The organism is Dermacoccus sp. NHGro5, assembly GCF_017565385.1.
Taxonomy (GTDB): domain Bacteria; phylum Actinomycetota; class Actinomycetes; order Actinomycetales; family Dermatophilaceae; genus Dermacoccus; species Dermacoccus nishinomiyaensis.
In genome coordinates, this window is record NZ_JAGEKQ010000006.1 from 49,915 (window position 1) to 74,568 (window position 24,654).

Annotated in this window: 23 protein-coding genes, 1 tRNA gene and 1 other RNA gene; 13 read left to right on the forward strand and 12 right to left on the reverse strand. The window is 69.6% G+C overall.

The annotated features are described in order from the left end of the window. Nucleotides 1–2 precede the first annotated feature (2 nt). The 4 genes from J4Z35_RS02835 (at nucleotide 3) to J4Z35_RS02850 (ending at nucleotide 1,921) form a co-directional block, all read left to right on the forward strand. Nucleotides 3–488 (forward strand): class I SAM-dependent methyltransferase, encoded by a 486-nt coding sequence (locus J4Z35_RS02835; RefSeq protein ID WP_083603942.1) that lies wholly within the window; start codon nucleotides 3–5, stop codon nucleotides 486–488. Next, the gene (locus J4Z35_RS02840; protein WP_006944248.1) at nucleotides 485–676 is read left to right on the forward strand and encodes a hypothetical protein; all 192 of its coding nucleotides are present in this window, start codon (nucleotides 485–487) and stop codon (nucleotides 674–676) included. Before J4Z35_RS02835 ends, J4Z35_RS02840 begins: the two co-directional genes overlap by 4 nt. Before the next feature lie 278 nt (nucleotides 677–954). Further along, nucleotides 955–1,434 carry a hypothetical protein gene (locus tag J4Z35_RS02845; protein ID WP_074040719.1) on the forward strand — a complete coding sequence of 160 codons (480 nt, stop codon included), beginning with the start codon at nucleotides 955–957 and terminating at the stop codon, nucleotides 1,432–1,434. Nucleotides 1,435–1,441: 7 nt separating this feature from the next. After that, entirely contained in the window at nucleotides 1,442–1,921 is a 480-nt protein-coding gene (locus J4Z35_RS02850) for a hypothetical protein (RefSeq protein ID WP_038568605.1), read from the forward strand. Nucleotides 1,922–2,430: 509 nt separating this feature from the next. On the opposite strand, the gene J4Z35_RS02855 is transcribed toward J4Z35_RS02850, so the two are convergent. Both J4Z35_RS02855 and J4Z35_RS02860 read right to left on the reverse strand, forming a co-directional pair. After that, nucleotides 2,431–3,624, reverse strand: a complete 1,194-nt coding sequence (locus J4Z35_RS02855; RefSeq protein WP_040014395.1) for a peptidoglycan bridge formation glycyltransferase FemA/FemB family protein — start codon at nucleotides 3,622–3,624, stop codon at nucleotides 2,431–2,433. Between the two features lie 284 nt (nucleotides 3,625–3,908). Next, nucleotides 3,909–4,565: an MBL fold metallo-hydrolase gene (locus tag J4Z35_RS02860; protein WP_006944258.1), complete on the reverse strand. Its 657-nt coding sequence runs from the start codon at nucleotides 4,563–4,565 to the stop codon at nucleotides 3,909–3,911. Nucleotides 4,566–4,752: 187 nt separating this feature from the next. Here J4Z35_RS02860 and J4Z35_RS02865 point away from each other — a divergent pair, with 187 nt between their 5' ends. Beyond that, entirely contained in the window at nucleotides 4,753–6,213 is a 1,461-nt protein-coding gene (locus J4Z35_RS02865; protein WP_006944164.1) for a GuaB1 family IMP dehydrogenase-related protein, read from the forward strand. A gap of 54 nt (nucleotides 6,214–6,267) precedes the next feature. Here J4Z35_RS02865 and J4Z35_RS02870 read toward each other — a convergent pair whose 3' ends face one another. Further along, the gene (locus J4Z35_RS02870; RefSeq protein WP_006944282.1) at nucleotides 6,268–7,512 is read right to left on the reverse strand and encodes an MFS transporter; all 1,245 of its coding nucleotides are present in this window, start codon (nucleotides 7,510–7,512) and stop codon (nucleotides 6,268–6,270) included. A 96-nt stretch (nucleotides 7,513–7,608) separates the two neighbouring features. Between J4Z35_RS02870 and J4Z35_RS02875 the strand changes: the two genes are divergently transcribed. Further along, entirely contained in the window at nucleotides 7,609–7,746 is a 138-nt protein-coding gene (locus J4Z35_RS02875) for a hypothetical protein (protein ID WP_006944181.1), read from the forward strand. Between the two features lie 92 nt (nucleotides 7,747–7,838). Here the strand turns inward: J4Z35_RS02875 and rnpB are convergent. Then, nucleotides 7,839–8,209: RNase P RNA component class A (gene rnpB / locus J4Z35_RS02880), an RNA gene on the reverse strand. Between the two features lie 148 nt (nucleotides 8,210–8,357). Beyond that, nucleotides 8,358–9,839 carry an RNB domain-containing ribonuclease gene (locus tag J4Z35_RS02885; RefSeq protein ID WP_006944174.1) on the reverse strand — a complete coding sequence of 494 codons (1,482 nt, stop codon included), beginning with the start codon at nucleotides 9,837–9,839 and terminating at the stop codon, nucleotides 8,358–8,360. Nucleotides 9,840–9,976: 137 nt separating this feature from the next. Between J4Z35_RS02885 and J4Z35_RS02890 the strand changes: the two genes are divergently transcribed. Both J4Z35_RS02890 and J4Z35_RS02895 read left to right on the forward strand, forming a co-directional pair. Beyond that, entirely contained in the window at nucleotides 9,977–10,723 is a 747-nt protein-coding gene (locus J4Z35_RS02890) for a peroxide stress protein YaaA (protein ID WP_040014418.1), read from the forward strand. A gap of 36 nt (nucleotides 10,724–10,759) precedes the next feature. After that, a complete protein-coding gene (locus J4Z35_RS02895) occupies nucleotides 10,760–11,878 on the forward strand; it encodes an SLC13 family permease (protein WP_006944251.1) in 1,119 nt (372 codons plus the stop codon). Nucleotides 11,879–11,945: 67 nt separating this feature from the next. Here J4Z35_RS02895 and J4Z35_RS02900 read toward each other — a convergent pair whose 3' ends face one another. The 7 genes from J4Z35_RS02900 to J4Z35_RS02930 form a co-directional block, all read right to left on the reverse strand. Next, a complete protein-coding gene (locus J4Z35_RS02900) occupies nucleotides 11,946–13,145 on the reverse strand; it encodes an O-succinylhomoserine sulfhydrylase (RefSeq protein WP_006944272.1) in 1,200 nt (399 codons plus the stop codon). 127 nt (nucleotides 13,146–13,272) lie between these two features. Next, nucleotides 13,273–14,517 carry a bifunctional RNase H/acid phosphatase gene (locus J4Z35_RS02905; RefSeq protein WP_006944214.1) on the reverse strand — a complete coding sequence of 415 codons (1,245 nt, stop codon included), beginning with the start codon at nucleotides 14,515–14,517 and terminating at the stop codon, nucleotides 13,273–13,275. A 96-nt stretch (nucleotides 14,518–14,613) separates the two neighbouring features. Next, a complete protein-coding gene (locus J4Z35_RS02910) occupies nucleotides 14,614–15,351 on the reverse strand; it encodes a C4-type zinc ribbon domain-containing protein (RefSeq protein ID WP_006944179.1) in 738 nt (245 codons plus the stop codon). Next, a complete protein-coding gene (locus J4Z35_RS02915) occupies nucleotides 15,348–16,199 on the reverse strand; it encodes a Nif3-like dinuclear metal center hexameric protein (RefSeq protein WP_006944158.1) in 852 nt (283 codons plus the stop codon). Before J4Z35_RS02915 ends, J4Z35_RS02910 begins: the two co-directional genes overlap by 4 nt. A gap of 1 nt (nucleotide 16,200) precedes the next feature. Then, nucleotides 16,201–16,273 (reverse strand) — tRNA-Val (locus tag J4Z35_RS02920). A gap of 103 nt (nucleotides 16,274–16,376) precedes the next feature. After that, entirely contained in the window at nucleotides 16,377–16,838 is a 462-nt protein-coding gene (locus J4Z35_RS02925; protein ID WP_006944268.1) for a peroxiredoxin, read from the reverse strand. A 34-nt stretch (nucleotides 16,839–16,872) separates the two neighbouring features. Continuing rightward, complete coding sequence (locus J4Z35_RS02930; RefSeq protein ID WP_006944308.1) at nucleotides 16,873–17,292, reverse strand: DUF3052 domain-containing protein; 420 nt, start codon at nucleotides 17,290–17,292, stop codon at nucleotides 16,873–16,875. 299 nt (nucleotides 17,293–17,591) lie between these two features. Here J4Z35_RS02930 and aceE point away from each other — a divergent pair, with 299 nt between their 5' ends. The 5 genes from aceE to J4Z35_RS02955 all read left to right on the forward strand — a co-directional run bounded on the left by aceE (nucleotide 17,592) and on the right by J4Z35_RS02955 (nucleotide 24,568). Further along, nucleotides 17,592–20,354, forward strand: a complete 2,763-nt coding sequence (aceE, locus tag J4Z35_RS02935) for a pyruvate dehydrogenase (acetyl-transferring), homodimeric type (protein WP_006944294.1) — start codon at nucleotides 17,592–17,594, stop codon at nucleotides 20,352–20,354. 307 nt (nucleotides 20,355–20,661) lie between these two features. Further along, entirely contained in the window at nucleotides 20,662–21,960 is a 1,299-nt protein-coding gene (locus J4Z35_RS02940) for a helix-turn-helix domain-containing protein (protein ID WP_074040720.1), read from the forward strand. A gap of 96 nt (nucleotides 21,961–22,056) precedes the next feature. After that, nucleotides 22,057–23,223: an acyltransferase domain-containing protein gene (locus J4Z35_RS02945; RefSeq protein ID WP_290439486.1), complete on the forward strand. Its 1,167-nt coding sequence runs from the start codon at nucleotides 22,057–22,059 to the stop codon at nucleotides 23,221–23,223. Next, nucleotides 23,220–24,203 carry a beta-ketoacyl-ACP synthase III gene (locus J4Z35_RS02950; protein ID WP_006944239.1) on the forward strand — a complete coding sequence of 328 codons (984 nt, stop codon included), beginning with the start codon at nucleotides 23,220–23,222 and terminating at the stop codon, nucleotides 24,201–24,203. Before J4Z35_RS02945 ends, J4Z35_RS02950 begins: the two co-directional genes overlap by 4 nt. 116 nt (nucleotides 24,204–24,319) lie before the next feature. Continuing rightward, nucleotides 24,320–24,568, forward strand: a complete 249-nt coding sequence (locus J4Z35_RS02955; RefSeq protein WP_006944284.1) for an acyl carrier protein — start codon at nucleotides 24,320–24,322, stop codon at nucleotides 24,566–24,568. The last annotated feature ends 86 nt before the right edge of the window (nucleotides 24,569–24,654 follow it).

Here is a 24,654-nt window from a genome sequence, read left to right on the forward strand (position 1 = left end):
GTCTGCGCCATCTCGACGTCGGGTGCGGCGACGGTCGCTTGGCCGCTGCCGCGTCAGAGAACGGTCGTGCGGTCGTCGCGTGCGACGCGGACGCGACGATGTGCGAACTCACCCGCTCTTCGGCACCCCACGTGGCCACTCTGAAAGCAGCGCTGCCTGAACTCCCTTTCTGCTCCGGCAGCTTCGACATCGTGACGGCCAATTTCGTCATCAATCACGTCGAGGCGCCGTGCGCGTCGATGCGCGAGCTGTCCCGCGTCTGCCGTCGTGACGGGATCGTGGCGGCGACGATCTGGCCCGCCGGTGGCGCAGGATTCGGCCCCTTGCTCCGCGAGGTGCTCTCCTGCCCCGATCTGACGCCGCTGCCTGACCAGTCCCTACCTGCCTATCAGGACTTCGAGCGAACCCGCCGGGGCCTCGGTTCCCTCTTCGCCGCGGCGGGCTCGACGATGTCCGATCCACCGACATCAGCTGGACGTGGACGGTGACGCCCGAGGACCTGTGGGCGGGCATCACGGCCGGCGTGGCGACGCCGGGCATGACGTACCTTGCTCAATCAGCCGAGGTGAGGGCCCGGATGCGGGAGCTCTTCTTCGAGACGGCCCGCACGATGTGTGCCGAGGGGACGCTGACCTTCGATGCTCGCGCCGTGCTGGCGACCGGGCGCATTTCGTGAACCTCCGGTGGGCCTGACCGTGCGATGACGCGTGGCGTTTCCTCGGCGCAATAGGGTCGGCGGCAGGACGGGCCACCCCGTGACCGACAGCGGACGTTGACTCAGTCATAGGCACGCTGCGCTCGGCATTGCTGGGGTCGCTGCACGGCACCATGGCTGGCGAGGGGCAGCCGATCCGCTGGGGGTTTCTCGCAAAGGTACGGACCAGCCCGGCTTCGACCGGTCAACCCGGCGTGCAACAATCTTCCGCCATTCGAACATATGTGCGATAATGCAGCATGGACAGCATCGTGCGGGAGAGCCTCGAGGCGCTCACCTGCCTGCCCGGCGACGAACTCGTCGAGACATGGCAGGCACTGACGCGCGTGGCGGCAGACCGGGCGCTCGCGAGCGGTTCCGCGCTGACGTCCGATGCGGGCGACGGCGTGACCCTCGACGACCAGTGCGCAACCCTCGCGGCGACCCGCCGCGACCTCGAGCGAGCGGTAGAGGCGGCGCGCATGGTCACCCGGATGGCGCAGACCGTCGTCGACCTCACCGCACATGCTCATCACGACACGGTGCGGGCTCAGGATCATCTTGAGTTCGAACGCTTCGCACGTGCTGACGAGTCGTACCCGCTCGGGCCAGGCGAGTTCGCCCCCGCCCACCTCGCTGCGGTGCTCGGGATGCAACCCGGTACGGTCGCGGCGATGTCCGATGACGTCGCCGCACTACGCAGCCGCACCCGCGGTCGCTCGAGCAGCTGCACACGCTGACGCGCGCATGCCTGCGGTGCGCGCCATCCTGCACGAGCTGCAGCACCTCGAGCCCGAGGTCGCGTCCGGCATCGAGGCCGACCTGACGAAGGCCGGCGCCCACCGCCTCGGAGCCGACGCGGCACATGCGCGGGCGCTCACCCTGCTCCACCGGCAGGGTCTCGCGAAACCGCGCGACCCTGATGAGACCGCCCGTGAACACGCCGTCTGGTTCACTCCGCACCTCGATTTCGACGCGTTGACGCAACTGCACGTCACCCTCGACACGGGCGACGCGGTGGCGCTCGACGCCGTCATCGAGGAACGCGCGCGGTCGTTGCGCGAGAACAGCCCGCCCGGAGCGGCTCCCCCGGCCGGATCGCTGCGCGTCAAGGCGCTTCTCGACCTCGCACTGGAGAACAGCCGCGTCAGCACGACACTCCACCTGTGGCTCACCTACCCGGGCTGTCACATCGAAAAGGCCGCGCCGCGCTTCCACGCGGCATAGTGGGCCGCGGAAATCACGCGCGCGAGGCTTCGCCGCTTCCCGCATCGTGGCGGACGGCCTCGCGAAATCAGCGGCAACGCCCGGCAGGCGATCTTGAGGCTTCTGGGCAGCCGATGGCGACGTCGCCGTTCGGCCTCGAGGTGGGTCGAGCGGAAGCGACGTGGCAGGGCACACGAGTCGACAAGTCGCTCGGTGGCAACCGCCGTCGTACGCGCCGAGGAAGTCAGTCAGCCAATGCCGGTTGCCGTGATGACGATCGCCGGCAGGCGCCGAATCAGTGAACTGAGCCGAACGAGCGCTCCTCGCCGTCCGACGCGAGGGTCAGCCAGCTGGCCCCCGCCGCGGCCAGCCCCGACGACCGGCAAGGAGCGGCGGCGTTCGGCCGCGCAGGACAAGGCATGCGCAGAACAGGCAGTCGACCGCCGCGCAAACTCCGGCTCGCCACACGTCGAATAACCGACGACCCGCCCGATGGGACATCAGGCGGGTCGTCGCGGGTCAGGTCGGCGTCAGTCGAGGCGGTGCCACGCTGCGTCAGCGCGCTTGGCGCGAACGTCAGATGCCTTGGAGCGGGCGCCCGCTGCGGCGCCGACGAGCGTCCCCTTCGGGTCGTTCTTGAGCGACACAGCCGTCTTCTTCGCCGCGGGCACGCCGCGCTTGAGCGTCGAGCGCACCACGGGCAGGGCCGTCGCGAAAACGGGGAACATCGGCGAGAGCGACTTGTCGTACGTGCCGACGAGCATGTCCTCGTGCTTGGCGAACTGGCGCTTGAAGTCGCTGATGCCGTCATTGAGGAGCCCGTTGAAGTCATAACGTTCGACGCCCTGCGCCTTGACGTGCGTCATCGCCCAGAACTTGAGGCCATAGTTGAGGCGCAGCTTCATGCCACGCGGGCTGACGCCGCCGTACAGCTCGAACGCGGTCTTGCCGGAGACCACGAGCCACACGAACGCGACGACCTCGTCGCCCTCCCACGCCGCGATGAGCTGCGAGGCGGGGCCCATGAAGTCGCGGATCTGCTCGTGGTAGAGGTCGGAGTGGACTGCGAAGTTCGCGCGCTTCGCCGTCTCCTTGTTGATCGCGAGCACCTGATCGAGATCGGCCTGCTCGGTGACGAGACCGAACCGGACGTTCTCGGCCTTGAACGACTTGCGCACGTTCTGACGGGTGGAGCTGCTCAGCTCCTTCATGATCGTGTCCTCGTCACGAGTGACGTCGACGATCAGCGTGTGCGGGATGAGCCCCGTGTTGTCACTGCGCACGTACCCCGCAGCCTCGACGTCGGCGAGCCACCCGGACGTCGGCCGCGCGACGAGGGACGCGATCTCGTCGTCGGACGCGCCCTTCTCGAGCGGCGCGAACGGCGCCTCCCAGTCGGGCTCGATCGTCAGGCCGATCGGGCCGTGCGTGTTCTTGACGTGCTGCGCGAGCGCCGCGACGACACGCGCGCGGTCTGCCTCGGCGGCCTGCGGGCCACGCGGCACGTAGGCGAGCGACTTGAACGGGGCCGGCAGGCGGCGCAGCAACACCTGCGCCGAGCCGACGACGTCGTCACCGTCACGCACGACGACGCGGTCGGCCGACCACTCGTACTGCGACTTCAGCTCGCCCCAACCCCACAACTGCAGCGGGTGGCCGCCGGAGGAGTTGACGAGGGCATCCCACTCGTCGCGGTCGTGGCACGAAGTCACCGAGAGCGTCATGCGCCCAGGTTATCGGCAGGCGCCGACACCCCACAAAGCCCGACGCCCCAACCGCGACACGTCGCGTCGGCGGCCACGCCTGTCGGGCACTCGCCGGGGACTATCCCACCGAGCGGGCGCCGTCGGCTGCACTCTTGTGCGTCGACAGCCTGATCCCCCCGCCCAGCGCTGCCGGGAGCCCAGCTAGCGGCTCCCATTCATTCAGCACGTGTCCGCACACGGCGTCATTGGCAGCACTGAAGCGGCCTGCCGCCGATCGCACCACCCGCGTCATCCCGGGCGGGTCAAGCGGACAATTCGACGCTGTCGCCGACGGGCACATCGATGACGTCGACGCCGCCGTCGCGGCCGAAGTCGGCGACATGGTTCAGGAAGATGCCGCGCGCGGCGGGGGCGATGATCTGGTCGTGGATCGGCACGACGTGCTGCGGCGCGACGGCGCGGACGAAGGCAATGGTCTCCTTGACGGCCGACCACGGCGCGGCGAGCGGCACACACAGAAGATCGATGTTCTCGGGGCGCCCCTCGAGCGAGTCACCGGGATGGAAGACGCGCGGCTCACCCGGCGCGCTCACGACGATGCCTACGTTGCCGACGCGCGGGATGTAGGGGTGGATCTCGGCGTGCGTCGAACCGACGCCCTCGAGCGTGACGCCCGCGACGTCGTACGTCTCGCCGGCCTTCGTCGCGGTGGCCTCGACGCCCTTGTCCGCGAGCAACTGTGCCGTCTGCGGCTCGGCGAACCACACCGCATCAGGGTTCTCGGCCCGCAGGCTGTCGATGGCGTCGGGGTCGAGATGGTCGGCGTGCTGGTGCGTGACGACGATCGCGTCGACGCCCTTGACGTCGTCGAACGAGCTGAACGTGCCGGGGTCGAACAGCACGCGAACGCCGCCGGCGTCGAGTTCGATACAGGAGTGACCGTGATGCGTGAGCTTCATGCCTCAACCGTAGGCCCGCCGCCGCCCCCGCGTCTGCTCGGGACGGTCGCGGCGGGCCGTGTGGCCAGCTGCCGGCCCCACACGACGCCGGGCAGGCATCCGTTCGGGCATTCGGGCGAAGGCCGCCTCGAACAAGAAAGACCCCGCAATTCCGCGGTTGTCGGCGCGTCAGCCTAGGGTGAGTGACGTGGAACTCATCACCGGAAAAACGGCCTACGACCTCACGTACAACGACGTCTTCATGGTGCCGTCGCGCTCGCGCGTCACGAGCCGTCTCGATGTCGACCTCACGACGAACGACGGGGTCGGCACGACGATCCCGCTCGTCGTCGCAAACATGACGGCGATCTCGGGTCGCCGCATGGCCGAGACGGTCGCCCGGCGCGGCGCGGTCGCCGTCCTGCCGCAGGACATTCCGATCGCAGCCGTTCAGGAGACCATCCGGCAAGTGAAGGCGAGCCACCCGACCTACGAGACGCCGGTGACGATCGCGCCGGACGCCCCCGTCAGCGACGTGCTCGCGCTGCTCGGCAAACGCGCACACCGCGTCGCCGTCGTCATCGACGACGACCGCCGCCCCCTCGGCCTCGTGAGCGAGGCGCACTGCCTCGAGGTCGACCGCTTCAGCGTCATCGCCGACGTCATGACGCGCGACATCACGACCGTGGAATCCGGAGCCGACCTGCACGACACGTTCGACCTGCTCGAGCGTACGCACCGCGACATCGCCGTCGTCGTCGAGGCGGGCGGCGCCCTCGTCGGTGTCCTGACGAAACGCGGCATCCTGCGCTCCACGATCTACTCCCCCGCGCTCGACCCCGACGGCAAGCTGTCGATCGGCGTCGCCATCGGCATCAACGGTGACGTCGAGGGCAAGGCGACGACGATGCTCGAATCGGGTGCCGACGTCCTCGTCGTCGACACCGCCCACGGGCATCAGGAGAAGATGATCGACGCGCTCGGCGTCGTGCGGGCAGCCCGTGACGCTCACGAGACGTCCTCGGGGCGCCGCATCCCCATCGCGGCGGGCAACGTCGTCACTGCCGACGGTGCCCGTGACCTCGTCGAAGCGGGCGCCGATATCGTGAAGGTCGGCGTCGGGCCGGGAGCGATGTGCACGACCCGCATGATGACGGGTGTCGGGCGCCCGCAGTTCAGCGCGGTGCTCGAATGCGCAGCCGCCGCGCGCGAACTCGGCGCTCACGTCTGGGCTGACGGCGGCGTCAAGTATCCGCGTGACGTCGCGCTCGCCCTCGCGGCCGGGGGCGCGAGCGTCATGATCGGGTCGTGGTTCGCTGGCACCTGGGAGTCGCCCGGCGACCTCAACCGCGACGCCGACGGGCGCCTCTACAAGGAGTCGTTCGGCATGGCGTCGGCTCGTGCCGTGCGTGGCCGCACGTCATCGCAGGGTGCGTTCGAGCGTGCACGTTCGGCGCTGTTCGAGGAGGGCATCTCGTCCTCGCGCATGTACCTCGACCCGCAGCGGCCGGGTGTCGAAGACCTCATGGACTCGATCATCGCCGGCGTGCGCAGCTCGTTCACCTACGCGGGCGCAAAGACGATCGACGAGTTCCACGAACGTGCCCGCGTGGGTGTGCAGAGCGCCTCGGGCTACGACGAAGGGCGCCCGCGCCACACGAGTTGGTGACGGCGGAGCCTGCGCAGGCCGGCCTCACCCGGGCCGCATCGAGCACACGATGCGTCACCGGGATGGGGCGGGCTGGTCCGTCTGCGACGGTTCGAGGGTGAACTCGCGCATGCTGCGGATGAACAAGGGCACGACACTCGCGATGAGAAGGAAGCACGCGGCGACGGCAATGACCTGGCGGGCGCCGAACGTCTGGGCAAGGGGTGCGGCGAGCACCGAACCGAGCGGTAGCGCGACGAAGGACATGAGGATGTCCCAGGAATGCACGCGGCCCTGCAGCTCGCCGGGCACAGCCTGCTGAATGGCCGTCTCCCAATGCACGTCGTAGAAGAGCAGACCCGCGTATCCGACGGCGGCGAGCACCGCGATCGGCCACACCGAGTGAAAGACCGCGAAGCTGAAGGCCCACAACGGCATGAGCAGCAGCGGCGCCCACCCGCTGAAGAGCGGACGTCGCAGGTGGATGCGCGACCCGAGAGCTGCGCCGACAAACCCACCGAGCCCCTCGGCGGCGGCGACGATGCCGACGGCGTGGGCGCCACCCGCCTCTCTGGCGACGAGCAAGGGTGCCAGCACGAGGATCGCGCCGTTGCCGATGTGGTAGAAACCGGCCGCGAGCAAGCCGAAGAGCAGCCACGAGCGCGAGCGCACCGCGCGCCACCCGGCGACGAGTTGCTCGCCGAAGCTCTCATCCACTTCGGTGCCCTCGCCCGCTTCCGTGAGCTCGCTCGCCGTCGTGTCGACCTGACCCGCCCAGACGAGCACCGCCCCCAGGGAGACGACGAACGTCGCCGCGTTGACGGCGAAGCCGACTCCCGCGCCGGCGAACCCGACGACGGCTGCCCCGAGCACCGGGCCCAACATGAGCATGAGCTGACGCAGGCTCGTGATGGTCCCGTTCGTGCGCCGACGCGCCCCCGCCGGCACCACGGCGCGCCGCCACGTCATGAACGCAGGCCCGTAGAACGCACCGGCAGCCGCGGTGACGAAGGCGCATCCGACGATGACCGGCGTCGACCATGCGCCGGCCCAGAAGCAGCAGGCGAGGACGAGCCCGCACGCTGCGCGCACCGCGTCCGAGGCGGCCATGACGATGCGTGGCTGCACCCGATCCGCCCAGACCCCACCGAACAACGTGAACACGAGGCGTGCCACCGTCGTCGCGGTGATGGCCGCGGCCATCTGCCCGGCGCTACCGCCCGCCACGACGATCGCCACGGGCAATGCCACCACCTGGAAGGCATCACCCAGCCAGCTGAGCACCTGCCCGGTGAGCACGGCCGTCATGCGTGTCGTCATCGCGCCAGTATCGTCGATGTGGGACGGGCGGTGAAGCAAACGGGGCACCCCTGGGGGTGGGAGCGCCCCGTGCGCTCACCGTGTACTTTTCAGGCCATGAACGAACGTCCTCGCGTCCAGATCCGTCCCGTCGGGGGCCTGCCCGGGTGTCTCGGCATGATCCTGTTCTCGGTCATCGCCTCGATCGTGCTCACGCTGCTGCTCAACATGTGCAGCAGCGCGGCGACGCACTGACGGCCCCACGATCGCGACAGGCAGGAAGGCGCCACTCCTGCCGGATGGCGCCTTCCGGCCTGCTGTTGCGGGCTGGCGCCCGCGATGTTCGGGGGATGAGTCGGCCTATAAGCCGGGTTGTGTTCCGCGCGCCATTGCTGGCATCGCTTCGGCGATCATCCATCTAGGCCCTGCATTGCTGCAGGGCTCGAGCGATCTACCCACATGCTCAGCGGGCCGCTTCGACGCATGCTGTCTGATCTTGCTCCGGGTGGGGTTTACCGAGCCGCCCCAGTCGCCTGGGGCGCTGGTGGTCTCTTGCACCACCGTTTCACCCTTGCCGCGCTCATGAGCGTGGCGGTCTGTTCTCTGTGGCACTTTCCCGCGGGTCGCCCCGGGTGGCTGTTAGCCATCACCCTGCCCTGTGGAGCCCGGACTTTCCTCGGCGAGAGCGAACTCTCGACGCGACCGCCCGGCCGACTCATCCGCGCGCAAGCTTACCTTTGCCTGCGGGTGCCGACGCATCCGACCGGCCCATGACGGGCGACGACCCAGCTGCGTCACATGATGCCGCCCGAGTCGGTCACGCCTGACGCACCCAGCACGATGTGACGCAGCGAGGCGTCAGTACCTCACGCGAGGGCGAACGTCAGCTTCCCCGTCGCGATGTCGGCGCCCGTCAACGTCACCTCACACGCCTCACCGAGCGCAGGGGCCGCAGCGTCACCGACCTTCACCGTCGCGACAACGGCGTGGTCGACGAGCTGGATCGTCGGCTCGCCCTTGCCGTGGCCGTGGTCTCCGTCCTCGACGACGAACGCCGCGAACGTCTCCCCGACGTCGGACGACAGCGCGGCCGCCTCGACGCGGTCGACGCACGCGCGGTCGATCTTGCGCGCCAGCGAGTCGGTGCGCTTCATGATCTCGGGCAGCTCGACGAGCGCCTCGCGCGCCCAAGCCGGTACCTCGCGTCCGTTGGAGACGGCCTCGCAGATGACGAGCCCGAAGCGGTCGACGAGCCGCCGCAGCGGCGCAGTGACGTGCGCGTACGGCGCCGCGACGGCGGCCTGCTCGGTGATCTCGGGCGTCGCGATGGCCGGGTTGTCGCGGTCGAACGGCGTGTACGCGGCACCGCGGAACAGCCCGACGGCCTCGTGGACGAGCGCGAGATGGTGCGGGTCATCACGATCGAGGGAGCGCAGGAACGCGCCGTACGTCTGGTCCTCGGCCCATGCCACGCCTAGCGCTTTCGCCTGCAGGCGGAACCGCGCGACGTCGCGCTCGTCGGCCTTCGGCATAGTGCGCAGGATGCCGATGCCGGCGTCGAGCATCATCCGCGCCGCCACCATGCCCGTCATGAGGGAAATCTGCGCGTTCCAGTCCTCGCTCGGTACGGGTGGGCGGAAGTGCACCTCGTAGTCGCCGGGGCTCGGCTCGCTCACCTCCTGCTCGGGCATCGGCAGCGACGCGCCACCACGCTCGATCTCCAGCTGCGCGCGTAACTCACCGATCTGACGCAGCAGCGCGAAGCGCTCGTCGACGGCGCCGCCCGTCGCGCCCCCGCCATCGACATTCCCCTGCACCTGCGTGTAGTCGAGCCGTTCGACGCTGCGGACCTGCGCGCGGTACAAACTCGCCGACGTCACCTCGCCGCGTGCGTCGAGATGCATGTCCCACACGAACGCCGAGCAGATCTGCCCCTCGAGCAGGCTCGCCGCACCTTCACTGAGTTCCTCGGGGTGCAACGGAATCCGCATGTCGGGCATGTAGATCGTCTGCCCACGACGGCGCGTCTCGGCGTCGAGAGCGCCGCCGGGACGCACGTACAGCGGCACATCCGCGATGGCGTAGCGCACGTGGAAACCGTCGCCGTCACGCTCCAGGTGCATGGCCTGATCGAGGTCCATCGAACCGGCCGGGTCGATCGTGAAGAACGGCACGGACGTTTCGTCGCGCTCCGGTTTCTCGACGTGCGCGAGCGCGTCGAGAGCGTCGGCCACGGCGTCGGCCGGGTAGTCGGTGGCCAGCTCGTTCTCGGCGCGCAGGGCCTCGAACGAGCGCGCGAGCTCGCCGGAGGCGTCGGTGTTCTGCAGCAGGATGCGTGTGCTCGGCATGGCCCGAGCCTACGCGGCGAGCGCCTCGGCATGGCCCGTTCCACACCGGCACGCGACGCGGCTGCCCCCACCGCGCGCGAAAGCGAGCGACTCAGCGCCGGCGGGTGACCGAGCGCCTCGCCCACTACCCTGTGCCGGTGATCATCCTTCTGCCGCCGTCGGAGACCAAGGCGACGCGTGCCCGCGGGCGCGCCATGAACCTCGACTCGCTGAGCAACCCCGAACTGAACGACGCGCGCCGCAATGTCATCAACGCCCTGACGGCGGTGAGCGCTCGCCCCGACGCTGCGTCCGCCCTCGGCGTCTCCCCCAACCTCACCGACGACATCGCCCGCAACACGCGCCTGACGACGGCACCCGCCCTGCCCGCGTCGTCGCTCTACACCGGCGTGCTCTACGACGCGCTCGATCTCGCCTCGCTCACCGGGGCGGACAAGACACGTGCCGGGCGGCGCGTCGTCATCTCCTCCGCCCTCTACGGAGCCGTGCGTCTGCGCGACGCGGTCGCTCCCTACCGGCTGTCGATGGCCGTCAACCTGCCGGGCATCGGCCCGCTCGCGAGCTTCTGGAAGCCACTGCTCGACGCGCCCTTGACCGAGGCCGCCGGGCGCGGCCTCGTCATCGACTGTCGATCATCGACGTACGCCGCGTCGTGGGCGCCATCCGGCGACCTTGCGAAACGCTGGGTGCACATCCGGGTGCCCGGGGCGACTCACATGGCGAAGCACACGCGTGGCCTCGTCACGCGCGCCCTCGTCACCGACCCGCGTGACCCGCGCACGCCGGCAGCCCTCGCCGAGCAGCTCGCCGAGACGTTCGACGTCGCCCTCACCGCGCCCAAGAGCGCGACGAAACCGTGGATCCTCGACGCCACGGCCCGATGACGACTGCCCACACCAGGTGCACGACGCGGTGTTCTCATGCATGAAGCGCTCGACTTGCTCGCCCGGGTGCCGGGCGTTCTCGCGTTTCTTCTGGCGCTGACGATCGTCGCCGAATGCTGCTCCGCCGCAGGCGTCTTCGACGACCTGGCCCGGCGTCTCGTCACTGTGGGGCGCGGTCACGTGCCCGCGACGTGGCTGCTGTTCCTGCTCACCACCGGCGTCGTCACCGCCCTGCTCGGCCTCGACACGACTGCCGTGCTCATGACGAGCGCGGCCGTCGTCGTCGCGCGTCGACTGCGGGCGCCGGTCGCGATGTTCGCCTTCCCGACGCTGTGGCTCGCGAACATGGCCTCGCTGTGGCTGCCCGTCTCCAATCTCACCAACCTGCTGGCGCGCGGGCACCTGGACACCACGAGCAGCCTCGGCTTCCTCGCGCTGGCGTGGCCCGTCGCACTGACGACGACGCTCGTGCCGCTCCTGTGCGCCGCCGTCATCTGGCGCCCCGCATTCCGGCCATTCGACGGGCACGATCGCCCTGGGCGGCGGTCACCGTGCACCACGGCGCCCGATGACACATCGGCGTCAGCACCACTGCCGCAGCAAAGATCCGCGCGTCGAAGCGTCGCCGTCATCACCCTGCTCATGTGCGCGGCGATCCTCGTCGTCGAACCGTGGATGACGGCCGGCGTCGCGGCGCTGTGCTGCGTCCTCGCTCTCGCACTGCTCACCCCTGAGCGTCTCCGCGAGATCACCCTGCCGTGGCGCAGCCTGCTCATCACGACGGCCCTGTTCGTCGCCGTCGCGGTGCTGCATGGGTCCGGCGCGCTCGACCCGCTCGTCCGGACGCTCGACGACGCGCCCGCCTGGGCCCTCACGCTCAGTGGCGCGGGCCTCGCCAACGCGACGAACAACCTGCCCGCCTACCTCGCCCTCGAACCCGCCGCCCACGACGCGACGCGTGTGCTCGCCCTGCTCATCGGCGCCAACGTCGCAAGTGGGCTGACGTGGTGGGGGTCGGTGGCGACGCTGCTGTGGCGCGAGCGCCTGCGCCGCGAGGGCGTCACCGTGTCCTGGCGCCGTCACCTGCTGCTCACCGGATCGACGACGTTCATCACGACCGCCGCGGCTCTTGCCGTCCTCGCCCTGACGCGATGAGCTACTGGCCCGTAGCTGCTTGACCTGCTGGCCCCAAAAGCATGACGCATGGCGCCGGCGACCCCCGTCAGCCGAGAGCGACCTGCAGCGCCTGACGGACGTCGTCGACCAGATCACCCGCATCCTCGAGCCCGACCGACAGGCGCAGTGTGCCGTCCGTGATGCCGATCGCGGCCCGCGCGTCGGCACCCATCCGACGATGCGTCGTCGTCGCGGGGTGGGTGATCATCGACTTGGAATCGCCGAGATTGTTGGAGATGTCGACGATGCGCAGCGCGTTCATCAGGGCGAACGCCTCCGCCTTGTCACCGTCGATCTGGAACGTCACGACCGAGCCGCCACCGCTCATCTGACGTTTCGCGAGCTCGTGCTGCGGGTGCGAGACGAGGAACGGATGCACGACACGTGACACCTTCGGATGTGCCTCGAGCACCTCGGCCAGCGTCAGCGCTGTCGCCGCCTGCGCCTCGACGCGTAGCCGCAGCGTCTCCAGGCCCTTGAGCAGCACCCACGCGTTGAACGCCGACATCGTCGGGCCGGTGTGGCGCACGAGGTTCTGCACCGGCCCGTCGATGAACTCGCGCCTGCCGAGGATGGCGCCACCGAGCACGCGTCCCTGCCCGTCGATGTGCTTGGTCGCGGAGTAGACGACGACGTCGGCGCCGTGGTCGAGCGGCCGGCTGAACACAGGCGTGCCGAAGACGTTGTCGACGACGACCTGCGCCCCGGCCGCATGGGCGAGGTCGCTGACGGCGCGCATGTCGACGAGTTCCTGCATCGGGTTGCTCGGCGACTCGAAGAACACCGCCGTCGTCGGCTGCGACAGCGCCTGGCGCCACTGTTCGAGGTCAGGCCCGTCGACGAAGACCGTCTCGACGCCCCAGCGCGGCAGGATCTCGTCGAGGATGACGAAGCACGAGCCGAACAACCCGCGTGAGGCGACGACGCGGTCGCCCGCCCCCAGCAGCGCGGCCAGGGCCGTGAACACCGCCGACATGCCGGACGCCGTCGCCGTGCACGCCTCGGCTCCCTCGAGAGCGGCGAGCCGCTCCTGCAGCATCGCCGTTGTCGGGTTGCCGTATCGGCTGTAGACGAACCGGTCGCTCTCACCCGAGAACGCGGCCTCGGCGGCCTCGGCGGAGTCGTAGACGAACCCCGACGTCAGGTACAGCGCCTCCGCCGTCTCCTCGAAACCGCTGCGCGCGAGGCCGCTGCGCACCGCGAGGGTGTCGGGTCGCCAGTCTTCTTGCCCGCGCTGAATATCCATAACTGCAACTTATGGATCTTCGGCGCCGCTCGCCACACAGGATGGATGATCGTCCGCGCACCGGACGACCCGCCTTGGACGCCGGCGCACGCCCCTTGACGCCTGCATCGGAGGCTCTGAGGCTCTGTCAGCCCCGCAGGTGATGCGTGTCGTTCGTGAACGCGACCTGCGCGTTGCCGTCGCGCCACACCTCGATGCCGGTCAGCGACGCCGGGGCCGCCGCAACGCGCCACGCGCCGTCCATGCTCAGATCGAGCACCTTGGCGAGCACCGACATGATGACGATGCGGTGCGTCACGATGATGACGACACCGCCGCGTTCCACCGCCCGACCGAGGGCTGCAGCGACGCGCTCGTCGAGCTCGTCGCGCGTCTCGCCGCCCGGCGCGCGGTGAGTCGGTTCGTGACGCAGCTTCGACAGTCCCGCCGCGTCCTTGGCGCGGATCTCCTTGAACGACAACCCGTCCCACTCGCCGAAGGCCTGCTCGTCCCAGTCGGCGTCGACCCGCGGCGTCACCCCGAGACGTTCGGCGATCAGCGTGCCTGTCTCGACCCCACGGGCGAGCGACGACGTCACGACGTGCACGTCGCTGTCACCGACGAGCCCGTCGAGCGCGCCCGCGACGCGGCGTGCCTGATCGCGACCCTCGGTGCTGAGCGACGGGTCCGCGCCACCGCGACCGTCGAGCAGCCCCCTCGTCGTGAAGTCGGTGACGCCGTGGCGCACGAGGACGATGCGCGTCGGCCGTCCGAGATCCGCCGGCCCCCTCGGCTTCTCGTCGGGCTCAACGACGACCTCGCCGCCCACTTCGCCCCCACCGTTCGGGTCGCCCGCACCCGCGCCCGCGCTACTGGCGCCGTCCACGTCAGCACCAGCACCGTCAGTGCGCTCGCCACCACCACCCTGCGACGCGCGCTCGACGTCGTCACCCCATGTGTCGCGTCGCACGGTGACGCCGTCCATGCCGTCGTTGGACAGCTTGTCGGCGTCCTTGTTCTTGGCACGCGGGATCCACTCGTACGTGACGGCGCCGCCCGCGCTCGAGATCTCCGCCGCGAGCGCCTGGGCCTCGGCGGCGAGGCGTTTCATGTCCTCATGCTTGATCTTCCAGCGGCCCGACATCTGCTCGACGACGAGCTTCGAGTCCATCCGCACCGTCACGGCAGCGCCCGGGGCATGATCGACGACGGCCCGCAGCCCCTCGATGAGGCCGGTGTACTCGGCGACGTTGTTCGACTCCTTGCCGAGCGGCGCGGCGCGTTCGGCGAGCAGCGCACCGGTGTCCGCGTCGCGCACGAGGCTGCCGTACCCGGCGACGCCGGGGTTGCCGCGCGAACCGCCGTCAGCTTCGACGATGAGACGTCGCGTCATGATGAATCTCCTTCGCCCACAGGCATTTCGGACGACGAACAGCGCCCGGCGCCGTCACCGCGAGGCGACGCGCCGAGCGCTGTACTCTCTGCCCGGTCAGAGGTCGGATTCGGCCGTGCGCACGAGGATGCGTCCGCACTCGTCGCAGTAGACGACCTGGTCGGCGGCGCTCGAGCGAATGCGCTGCAGATCCGAGTGGTTGAGTTCGAGGCCGCAACCGAGGCAGCGACGACCGTGCAGCGCCGCCGCGGCGACACCGCTGCGGGCCCGGATGCCGTCGTATTCCGCGAGCAGGTCGGCGGCGAACGACGGGGCCATGTCGTCGCGCTTGCGCTGCACCTCGGCGCGCTCGGTCTCGAGCTCCTTGGCTGCCTCGCCCATCTCCGCCTTGAGCTGCTTGACCTTGGCCTCGGCCTCGTCGGCGACCGTCGTGAACGCCGTCAGCCGCTCGCGCAGGCCCTCGGCGCGCTCCATGATCTCGAGCTCGGCGTCCTCGAGGACGACTTGACGGCGAGCGAGCGTGTCCGTCTCGTGCTGCAGCGCCTGCAGATCCTTCGCGCTGCCCTCACCCGAGGCGAGGCGCTTCTCGTTGCGGGCCATGCGGTCGCGCACCTGCTGCACGTCGGCCTCGCTGCGCGCGATCTCACGCTCGACGTCCATGACGGCCGTCTGCGCGAGAATCATCTCCTCCGTCGCGGTGTCCGCCTTCTTCGTCAGCTCCGCGAGCTCCTTCGCCTGCGGCAGGTTCGCGAGACGGTGATCGATCTGGTCGAGGCGGGTGTCGAGCTTCTGCAGGTCGAGCAGCCTCCACTGCTGCTGAAGTTCTGCCTTCACTGCATCTCTCCTTCATTCGTGGGCACGAGGAAATTCCAGGGGTCGGTGCACGTCGTCGAGACGTGCACCTCGATGTCGCCGCCGCTCTCGCGCACGGCCTTCACGAGACGCTCGCAGGCGTGCTGCAGCCACAACCATTCGGTAGCCCAGTGTCCGGCGTCGACGAGGAACATCGGCGCCGCCGGGTCGTCCTCCTCGCGCGCCTCGATGGCGGGATGATGACGCAGGTCGGCGGTGACGTAGACGTCCGCCCCCGCGCGTCGTGCCGCGCCGAACTCGCCGTCACCGGCGCCGCCGAGCACCGCGACGCGCTGGACGCTCGCCTCGGCCTCTCCGCTGACGCGCAGGCCGACGGGGGCGGGTGGTAGCGCCGCGGCGAGGCGTTCGCAGAAGGCGCGCAGCGTCATGCTCTGAGGCAGGTCACCGACGCGGCCCAGCGGCTGCCCCTCGCTCTCGACCAGGGGTTCGACGTCCTGCAGGCCGCATGCGGCCGCGAGCGCGTCGTTGACGCCGGGTGTGGCCACGTCGGCGTTCGTGTGCGCCGCGTACAGGGCGATGTCGCCGACGACGAGCGCTGTCACCGCGCGCCCCTTGCCTGACGTCGTCGCGACCGACTTGACCCCGCGCATGAGCAGCGGGTGATGCGTGACGAGCAGGTCGTAACCGCCGGTGACGGCTTCGTCGATGACGCTCATCGCCGGGTCGACGGCGAACAGGACACGTTCGATCGGCTGCTCCGGGTCGCCGGTGACGAGGCCGACGGCATCCCACGACTGAGCCGTCGACGGCGGGTAGAAGCCGTCGAGGATTCGCGTGACGTCCGCGAGGGTCGTGGTGGAGTTGTTCATGTGGGCCCCGCCGGGATCGAACCGACGACCGACGCGGTGTAAACGCGTTGCTCTACCAGCTGAGCTAGAGGCCCTGAGCGCGCGCCGAGACGGCGCGGATGCAGCTGAATCCTACCCGCCGCGTGGCCACGTCGAGTTCGGCGTCATCGAGGGGCGGCGCCACGACGCCGCGCCGCGTCACAGGTTCTCGGCCACCTCGAGGGCGGGCGAGAAGTCGCGCGCCTCGCCGGGGCCGTTGATGAGCGACCAGAGCACCGTCATCGACGCGTCGACGAGGAAGGTGCCGCGCACGGCGAACCCGCGCTCGTCGTCGAAGACGCCGTAGGCGCGCGCGATCGCGCCGTGCGGCCAGAAGTCGCTGAGCAGTGGGAAGTCGAAGCCCTCGGCGTCCGCCCACGCGCGCTGCGTGAACATCGCATCGCAGCTGATGCCGACGACCTGCATCGCGTCACCGTCGTAGCGGGGCAGGTTGTCGCGGATGTGGCACAGCTCCCCCGTGCAGATGCCGGAGAACGCGAAGGGGTAGAAGACGAGCAGCGTCGGGCGCTCGGCGACGAGGCCGGACAATGTCACGTCCTCACCGAACTGGTTCCTGAGCGTGAAATCGGGCGCCGCAGCACCCACCTCGAGACCGCTCATGTCACTCCCTCTTCGTCTCGTGCGGCGGCCGCGCTCAGCGCTGCTTCGCTGCGCCACCCTGGACGAGCTTCGTGCCGATCCAGTCGTCGCCGACCTTGAAGGTCGAGCTGGCCTTGAGACCGGCGGTCGTCGCAGCTTCCTGCACGTCCGCGGCGTCGATCGCAAGATCCGAGCCGGCCTTCGGCGTCATGAGGAGGACGAACCCCTTGTCCTCCAGCGTGGCGAGCGCGTCGACGACGTCGTCGGTGAGGTCGCCGTCGCCGTCACGGAACCACACGAGGACGGAGTCGACGACGCCGTCGTACGTCTCGTCCTCGATCTCGGAGCCGACGATCTCCTCGATGGCTTCGCGCCACGACTCGTCGACGTCGTCGTCCCAACCGATCTCCATGACGATGTCGTCCGCGGAGAAGCCGATCTTGGCCGCCGGATGTGCCCCTGCGGTCTGGTTCACGTGCTGTGCTCACTTTCTGTTCTGGACGCTGCGACCACGCCGGGTGGATGCAGCCTTGTTGGAAGGGTAGTCCACAAGGTTGTCTCGCGCATTGCAAGAAGGCGCCCTCATGACGACCGTCTCGTGGGCCCGATCGCCCTGGCCTGATGAGCCTCGAAACCCCTCGTCCCGCCCGCCAAACGGAGTACCCACGAGTAACCCCGTCCCGGTTTCGCGCAGGGTGCTCACGGGGGGCAGGATGGGAGCATGTGGCGCGTGCCAGGTAGCGCCGACGCAGTGGACGAGAGGACGTGACCTAAGTGTCGCTTGAGGAAGCCGGCCCGATCCTGAATGGCATTCCCAGTCAGTTGCCGGACATCGATCCCGACGAGACGCAGGAGTGGCTCGACTCGCTCGACGGCCTCGTCGACGAAGCCGGACGCAACCGTGCCCGGTACGTCATGCTCAAGCTGCTGGAGCGCGCCCGCGAGCAGCAGATCGGCGTGCCGTCGCTAACTGCGACCGACTACATCAACACGATCGGCCCCGAGGCCGAGCCGTGGTTCCCCGGCGATGAGGAGATGGAGCGCAAGTACCGCGCCTGGATCCGCTGGAACGCCGCCGTCATGGTGCACCGCGCGCAGCGCCCCGACATCGGCGTGGGCGGCCACATCTCGACGTACGCCTCCGCCGCGACGCTCTACGAGGTCGGCTTCAACCACTTCTTCCGCGGCAAGGACCACCCGGGCGGCGGTGACCAGGTCTTCATCCAGGGCCACGCCTCCCCCGGCATCTACTCGCGCGCCTACCTCGAGGGCCGCCTGAGCGAGGAGCAGCTCGACGGCTTCCGTCAGGAGAAGAGCCACTTCATCGACGGTGAGTCCGCCGGCCTGCCGAGCTACCCGCACCCGCGCAACATGCCGGAGTTCTGGGAGTTCCCGACCGTCTCCATGGGCATCGGCCCGATGAACGCCATCTACCAGGCGATGGTCAACCGCTACCTCAACGACCGCGGCCTCAAGGACACCTCCGACCAGCACGTCTGGGCCTTCCTCGGTGACGGCGAGATGGACGAGGTCGAGTCGCGTGGCGCCCTGCAGTGGGCCGCCAACGAGGGCCTCGACAACCTCACGTTCGTCGTCAACTGCAACCTGCAGCGTCTCGACGGCCCCGTGCGCGGCAACGGCAAGATCGTGCAGGAGCTCGAGGCGTTCTTCCGCGGCGCCGGCTGGAACGTCATCAAGGTGCTGTGGGGCCGCGGCTGGGATCCGCTGCTCGCCCAGGATCGTGACGGTGCGCTCGTCAACATCATGAACAAGACGCGTGACGGCGACTACCAGACGATCCGCGCCAATGACGGTGCCTACGTCCGCGAGTACTTCTTCGGCCAGGACCCGCGCACGGCGAAGATGGTCGAGAACTGGTCCGACGACGACCTATGGTGGAAGCTCAAGCGAGGTGGCCACGACTACCGCAAGGTGTACGCCGCCTACAAGGCTGCGATGGAGCACACGGGCCAGCCGACGGTCATCCTCGCGCACACCATCAAGGGCTACAGCCTCGGCACGCACTTCGCGGGCCGCAACGCGACGCACCAGATGAAGAAGATGACGCTCGGGGACCTCAAGCAGTTCCGCGACTCGCTCGACATCCCGATCAGCGACGAGCAGCTCGAGAAGGACCCGTACCGTCCGCCGTACTACCACCCCGGCAACGACGACCCGGCGATCAAGTACCTGCTCGAGCGTCGCGCGAAGCTCGGCGGTGGGCTGCCGTCGCGCAAGGGCCGCAGCTCGCAGCTGCCGTTGCCCGGTGACGAGGCGTACAAGATCGCGAAGAGGGGCTCCGGCAAGCAGGAGGTCGCGACGACGATGGCGTTCGTCCGCATCCTCAAGGAGCTGATGCGCGACAAGGAGTTCGGCAAGCACATCGTGCCGATCATCCCCGACGAGGCGCGCACGTTCGGCATGGACGCGTTCTTCCCGACGGCGAAGATCTACAACCCGCACGGGCAGCACTACCGCTCCGTCGATGCCGAGCTCATGCTCGCGTACAAGGAGAGCCCGCAGGGCCAGCTGTTGCACCTCGGCATCAACGAGGCCGGCTCCGTCGCGGCGTTCACCGCCGTCGGCGCCGCGTACGAGACGAACGACATCCCGATGGTGCCGGTCTACGTCTTCTACTCGATGTTCGGCTTCCAGCGCACTGGTGACTCGATCTGGGCGGCCGCCGACCAGATGGCCAAGGGTTTCCTCATCGGCGCCACCGCGGGCCGTACGACGCTGACGGGTGAGGGTCTGCAGCACGCCGACGGTCACAGCCACGTGCTCGCCGCGACGAACCCCGCCATCCGCTCCTACGACCCGGCCTACGGCTACGAGATCGCGCACATCGTGCAGGACGGCCTGGAGAAGATGTACGGCGAGAACGCCGAGAACGTCATCTACTACCTGACCGTCTACAACGAGCCGATCGTGCAGCCGGCCGAGCCCGAGAACGTCGACGTCGAAGGTATCAAGCGCGGCATCTACAAGCTCAAGGACGGCTCGTTCGACGGCCTCGGCGACGACGCGCGCCGCGTGCAGCTGCTCGCCTCCGGCGTCGGAGTCGCCTGGGCCCTCGAGGCACAGGAACTACTCAAGGAGGACTGGGGCGTCGTCGCCGACGTCTGGTCCGTGACGTCGTGGAACGAATTGCGCCGTGACGGCCTCGAGGCCGACGAGCACAACTTCCTCCACCCCGAGGACGAGCGCCGCGAGCCGTTCATCACGTCGCGCCTCAAGGACGCACCCGGTCCCGTCATCGCGACGAGCGACTCGATGCGCCAGGTGCACGACCAGATCCGCCAGTACGTGCCCGGCGAATTCCACTCGCTGGGCGCCGACGGATTCGGCTTCTCCGACACGCGAGCTGCAGCACGACGCTTCCTCCACATCGACGGCCCGTCGATGGCGGTGCGCGCCCTGCAGTCGCTCGCCGACCGCGGCGAACTCGACCCGTCGATCCCGCGTCAGGCAGCCGAGAAGTACGAGCTGCTCAACGTCAAGGCCGGCACCTCCGGCAACGCCGGCGGAGAAGCCTGACGGGCAATGCGAACAGCGACGGGCAGAACTGGGCGACGGTTCTGCCCGTCGGGCTTCTGCGCCAAATGGTGCGCGGAGAAGCCTGACGATTCCCTCGCGGCGTCTTCCATCGGTCCGGAGTCGCAAGCTCTCCCGGCCCGAGGTGCGACACCGCCACGGGGGCGCGTCCACGTCCCCTGCATCGCACGTTGGCCGTGCGCACTCACCGTCCGTGAGTGCGCACGGCTTCGTGCTTTCCGGGGTCGGTCGGCCGACCGGTGTCGTTGCTACTCGTGGGTTCCCACAAGGCTCGGTTACGGTGACGGGCATGGCGGAACCCAGGGTGCCCTCGCGTGAATCTCTGACGGCGATGCGCCGCGGCGTCGGGGCGATGGCGACGTCGGCCGCGGCGCGCGTCGAAGCCGACCACGCCTGGTTCGCCGCGCTCAGCGCCGAGGATCGCAGCTGGATCGGCGTCATCGCGCACGGCGGCATCACGTCGTTCCTGTCGTGGCTCGAGAACCCGCACGTCGAAGGCGCCGGCGCCATCGACGTGTTCGCCGACGCACCAAGCGAACTGACGCGCAGCATCAGCCTCGAACAGACCCTCGACCTGCTGCGCACCGTCATCGAGATCGTCGAGGACGAAGCACCCGCCCTCGCGCGGGCCGACGAACGCGCGGCCGTGCGCGAAGCTGTCCTGCGCTACTCCCGTGAGGTCGCGTTCGGCGCCGCCCACGTCTACGCGCGCGCCGCGGAATCGCGCGGCGCGTGGGATGCACGCCTCGAGTCGCTCGTCGTCGACGCCGTCGTGCGCGGCGAACCCGACGAGACGCTCGGCTCCCGCGTCAATGCCCTCGGCTGGGCCGAGGTGCGCGGCGTCACCGTCGTCGTCGGCGCGAGCCCTCTCGGCAGCCAGACGAGCGTCGTCGACCCACTACGACGCGCCGCGCGTCATGCCGGGCTCGAGATCCTCGTCTCCGTCGAAGGACGGCGGATGATCGCCGTCGTCGGCGGGCTCGACGCGGCCACCCTCGCGACGCCACGCAGCGGCACATCGTCAGGCAATGCAGCAAGCACGTCGTCTCAGGCCGCCCCGCACGCCGACCCGCTCGCCGCGGCGCGACTGCTCGCCGACCACTTCGGCGACGGCCCCCTCGTGTGCGGGCCCCGCGTGCCGCACCTCTATGCGGCGGGCCGCTCTGCACGGGACGCGCTGCGCGGCTACGACGCCGCGCCGGCGGCCACCTCCTGCCGCCGCCCGGTGCACAGCGACGACCTGCTCGCCGCACGCGCCGTCTCCGGTGACGACAAGGCACGCCGCGCGCTCGCCGCACGGGTGACGGCCGCGCTCCAGCCCGATTCGGTCATGCGCGAGACGGCGCGCGCCTACATCCGTCTCGGCTCGCTGGAGGCCACGGCGCGCGAGTTGTTCGTCCATGCGAACACCGTGCGCTACCGCCTGGGGCGCACCCACGACCTCACCGGTTACGACCTCACCTGCCCCGAGGACGCCTTCGCCATCCGACTGGGCCTCATGTACGCCGACCTCGACGCAGCTCGGTCCCGCCCGCGCACCCGGCCGGACGCCTCCCGCGCCGCACGGGAGCAACCCAGCCAGGTGTGATTGGAGGTTTCCTACAAATCACACCGGCGAAGTTCGTCGGCCCGCTCGTCGCCTCGCCCACCACCTCCAGGGCAAGGTTGAGGGGTGCTAGCGATCGTGTGCCCCGGACAGGGCTCTCAGACCCCCGGTTTCCTCCGCCCTTGGCTCGAGCTGCCAGAGTTTCACTCCCGCATGGCGTGGCTGTCGGCCTGCGCCGGGATGGATCTCGTCCACCTCGGCACCGAGGGTGACGCGGAGACCATCAAGGACACCGCCGTCGCACAGCCCCTCATCGTCGGGAGCGGCCTCGTCTCGATGCTCGCGCTGTTCGCCCACCCCGTCGACGGATTCCGTTCCGTCGGTGTCGGCGCCGGCCACAGCGTCGGTGAGATCACTGCCGCGGCGTCGGCCGGCGTCCTGAGCGCCGAGCAGGCCATGGTCTTCGTCCGCGAGCGCGGTGCGGGCATGGCGCAGGCGTCGGCCGTCACGCCGACCGGCATGGCCGCCGTCGTCGGCGGCGAGGCGAAGGACGTCGTCAGCCACCTCGAAGCCCTCGGCCTCACGCCGGCCAACATGAACGGTTCCGGTCAGATCGTCGCGGCCGGCACCCTCGAGCAGATCGAGCGGCTCAAGGCCGAGCCGCCGTCGAAGGCACGCGTCATCCCGCTCCAGGTCGCGGGTGCCTTCCACACCGAGCACATGGCGCCGGCCGTGGAGCGGCTCAGTGTCTTCGCGCGGGCCATCTCGACGCACGACCCTCGCATCCCCCTCGTGTCGAACAAGGACGGGCTCGTCGTCCACGACGGCACGCGGGTGCTGCGCCGCCTCGTCAGCCAGGTGAGCAACCCGGTGCGCTGGGATCTGACGATGGAGACGTTCAAGGCGATGGGCGTGACGGGCCTCGTCGAGGTGCCGCCGGCCGGCACCCTGACGGGCCTCGCCAAGCGTGCCCTGCCTGGTGTCGAGACCCTGGCGCTCAAGACCCCCGACGACCTCGACGCGGCGCACCGCATGGTGCGCGAGCACGGCCAGGTCGACACCGATCTCGAACCCGCGTGGCGACTCGTCATCGCGCCGGCCAAGGGGACGATCGAGCGCGCGCCCCTCGACGAGGGCGACACCATCACCCCCGGCGAGACGATCGGACAGGTCGTCACGGCGCGCGACGCGTACAACGTCGTCGCGCCGCACGGCGGGCGCATCATCGAGTGGCTCGTCAGTGAGGGCGACCCTGTCTCTCCCGGCCAGCCCCTCGTGCGTCTTCACCCGAAGGAGGCGCAGTGAAGGCCCTCGCGCAGCGCACCGGCGCGCAGTACACCCGCATCCTCGGTTTCGGCGGTTACCGCCCGCAGCGGCTCGTGCCGAACAGCGAGATCGTCGAGGCCATCGACTCCTCCGACGAGTGGATCCAGGAGCGCTCCGGTGTCCGCACGCGTCATTTCGCGCGCGACGACGAGACGATGCTCGACATGGCCGAGTCGGCGGCGCGCGACGCGATCGCACGCTCCGGTGTCGACCCGGCGACGATCGACGGCGTCATCCTCGGCTCGGTCACGCACGACATGTTCACGCCCGCCGCCGCGCCGATGCTCGCGGATCGACTGGGGCTGGACTCCCCCGTCGCGTTCGACCTGTCCGCCGCCTGCGCCGGGTACTGTCACGGCATCGGTGTCGCCTCCGACCTCGTGCGGGCCGGTAGCGCGAGCACTGTCCTCGTCCTCGGCGCCGAGCGCCTGACGTCCGTGCTCGATCCGAGCGACCGCGGCACCGCCTTCATCTTCGGTGACGGCGCGGGCGCGGCGATCGTCGGCGCGAGCGACCACGTCGGCATCGGCCCGACGATCTGGGGCAGTGACGGAGCGGCGTGGGAGGCCATCCGCCCCAACGTGCTCGAGGACGGCTCGCCCGGCCCGACGATCACGATGCAAGGTCAGAGCGTCTTCCGCTGGGCGGTGTGGAGCATGGCTCCCGTCGCGCTGCGCGCCATCGACGCCGCGGGCCTGAGCGTCGACGACATCGACGTGTTCATCCCGCATCAGGCGAACGTCCGCATCATCGACGCCATGGCCAAGCAGATGAAGCTACCCGAACGCGTCGTCATCGCGCGCGACATCGTCGACACGGCCAACACGTCCGCCGCGTCGGTGCCGCTCGCCGCCGAACGACTCGTGCGCGAGGGGCAGGCCAAGAGCGGCGATCTCGCGCTGCAGATCGGTTTCGGCGCGGGCCTCGCCTACGCGGCGCAGGTCGTCGAGATCCCCTGAGCCGCACCGCGACTCAGCATTCAGCTCCCGCGCCTCGGCGGGCCATCCGGGGCAAGGAAAGAACCGCAGACGGAGTCGATCGACGAACGGTCGACGTCACGACAAGGAGAAACACCATGGCTGCTTCCGAGCAGGAGATCCTCGCCGGCCTCGCCGAGATCGTCAACGAGGAGACCGGCATCGACGCCGCCTCCGTGCAGAGCGACAAGTCGTTCACCGACGACCTCGACATCGACTCGCTGTCGATGATGACGATCGTCGTCAACGCCGAGGAGAAGTTCGGCGTCCGCATCCCCGACGAAGAGGTCAAGAACCTCGTCACCGTCGGCGACGCCGTCAGCTACATCAAGAACGCCCAGGCCTGAACGGCCCCCGTCGACGCGCCGCCCCGGCACCTCGCCCGCCCGGGCGGCGCGTCGCACCCCATTCTTTCGTGCCCCACCAAGGAGCC

Excerpts from the sequence above, each read along its gene's own strand:
- J4Z35_RS02875 (WP_006944181.1), top strand. The coding sequence starts at position 7,609 with ATGAACGAACGTCCTCGCGTCCAGATCCGTCCCGTCGGGGGCCTGCCC.
- J4Z35_RS02885 (WP_006944174.1), bottom strand. The coding sequence starts at position 9,839 with ATGCCGAGCACACGCATCCTGCTGCAGAACACCGACGCCTCCGGCGAG.
- J4Z35_RS02855 (WP_040014395.1), bottom strand. The coding sequence starts at position 3,624 with ATGACGCTCTCGGTGACTTCGTGCCACGACCGCGACGAGTGGGATGCC.
- J4Z35_RS02905 (WP_006944214.1), bottom strand. The coding sequence starts at position 14,517 with ATGACGCGACGTCTCATCGTCGAAGCTGACGGCGGTTCGCGCGGCAAC.
- J4Z35_RS02940 (WP_074040720.1), top strand. The coding sequence starts at position 20,662 with ATGGCGGAACCCAGGGTGCCCTCGCGTGAATCTCTGACGGCGATGCGC.
- J4Z35_RS02850 (WP_038568605.1), top strand. The coding sequence starts at position 1,442 with ATGCCTGCGGTGCGCGCCATCCTGCACGAGCTGCAGCACCTCGAGCCC.
- J4Z35_RS02860 (WP_006944258.1), bottom strand. The coding sequence starts at position 4,565 with ATGAAGCTCACGCATCACGGTCACTCCTGTATCGAACTCGACGCCGGC.
- J4Z35_RS02895 (WP_006944251.1), top strand. The coding sequence starts at position 10,760 with ATGCATGAAGCGCTCGACTTGCTCGCCCGGGTGCCGGGCGTTCTCGCG.
- J4Z35_RS02955 (WP_006944284.1), top strand. The coding sequence starts at position 24,320 with ATGGCTGCTTCCGAGCAGGAGATCCTCGCCGGCCTCGCCGAGATCGTC.
- J4Z35_RS02900 (WP_006944272.1), bottom strand. The coding sequence starts at position 13,145 with ATGGATATTCAGCGCGGGCAAGAAGACTGGCGACCCGACACCCTCGCG.
- J4Z35_RS02845 (WP_074040719.1), top strand. The coding sequence starts at position 955 with ATGGACAGCATCGTGCGGGAGAGCCTCGAGGCGCTCACCTGCCTGCCC.
- J4Z35_RS02870 (WP_006944282.1), bottom strand. The coding sequence starts at position 7,512 with ATGACGACACGCATGACGGCCGTGCTCACCGGGCAGGTGCTCAGCTGG.
- J4Z35_RS02915 (WP_006944158.1), bottom strand. The coding sequence starts at position 16,199 with ATGAACAACTCCACCACGACCCTCGCGGACGTCACGCGAATCCTCGAC.
- J4Z35_RS02925 (WP_006944268.1), bottom strand. The coding sequence starts at position 16,838 with ATGAGCGGTCTCGAGGTGGGTGCTGCGGCGCCCGATTTCACGCTCAGG.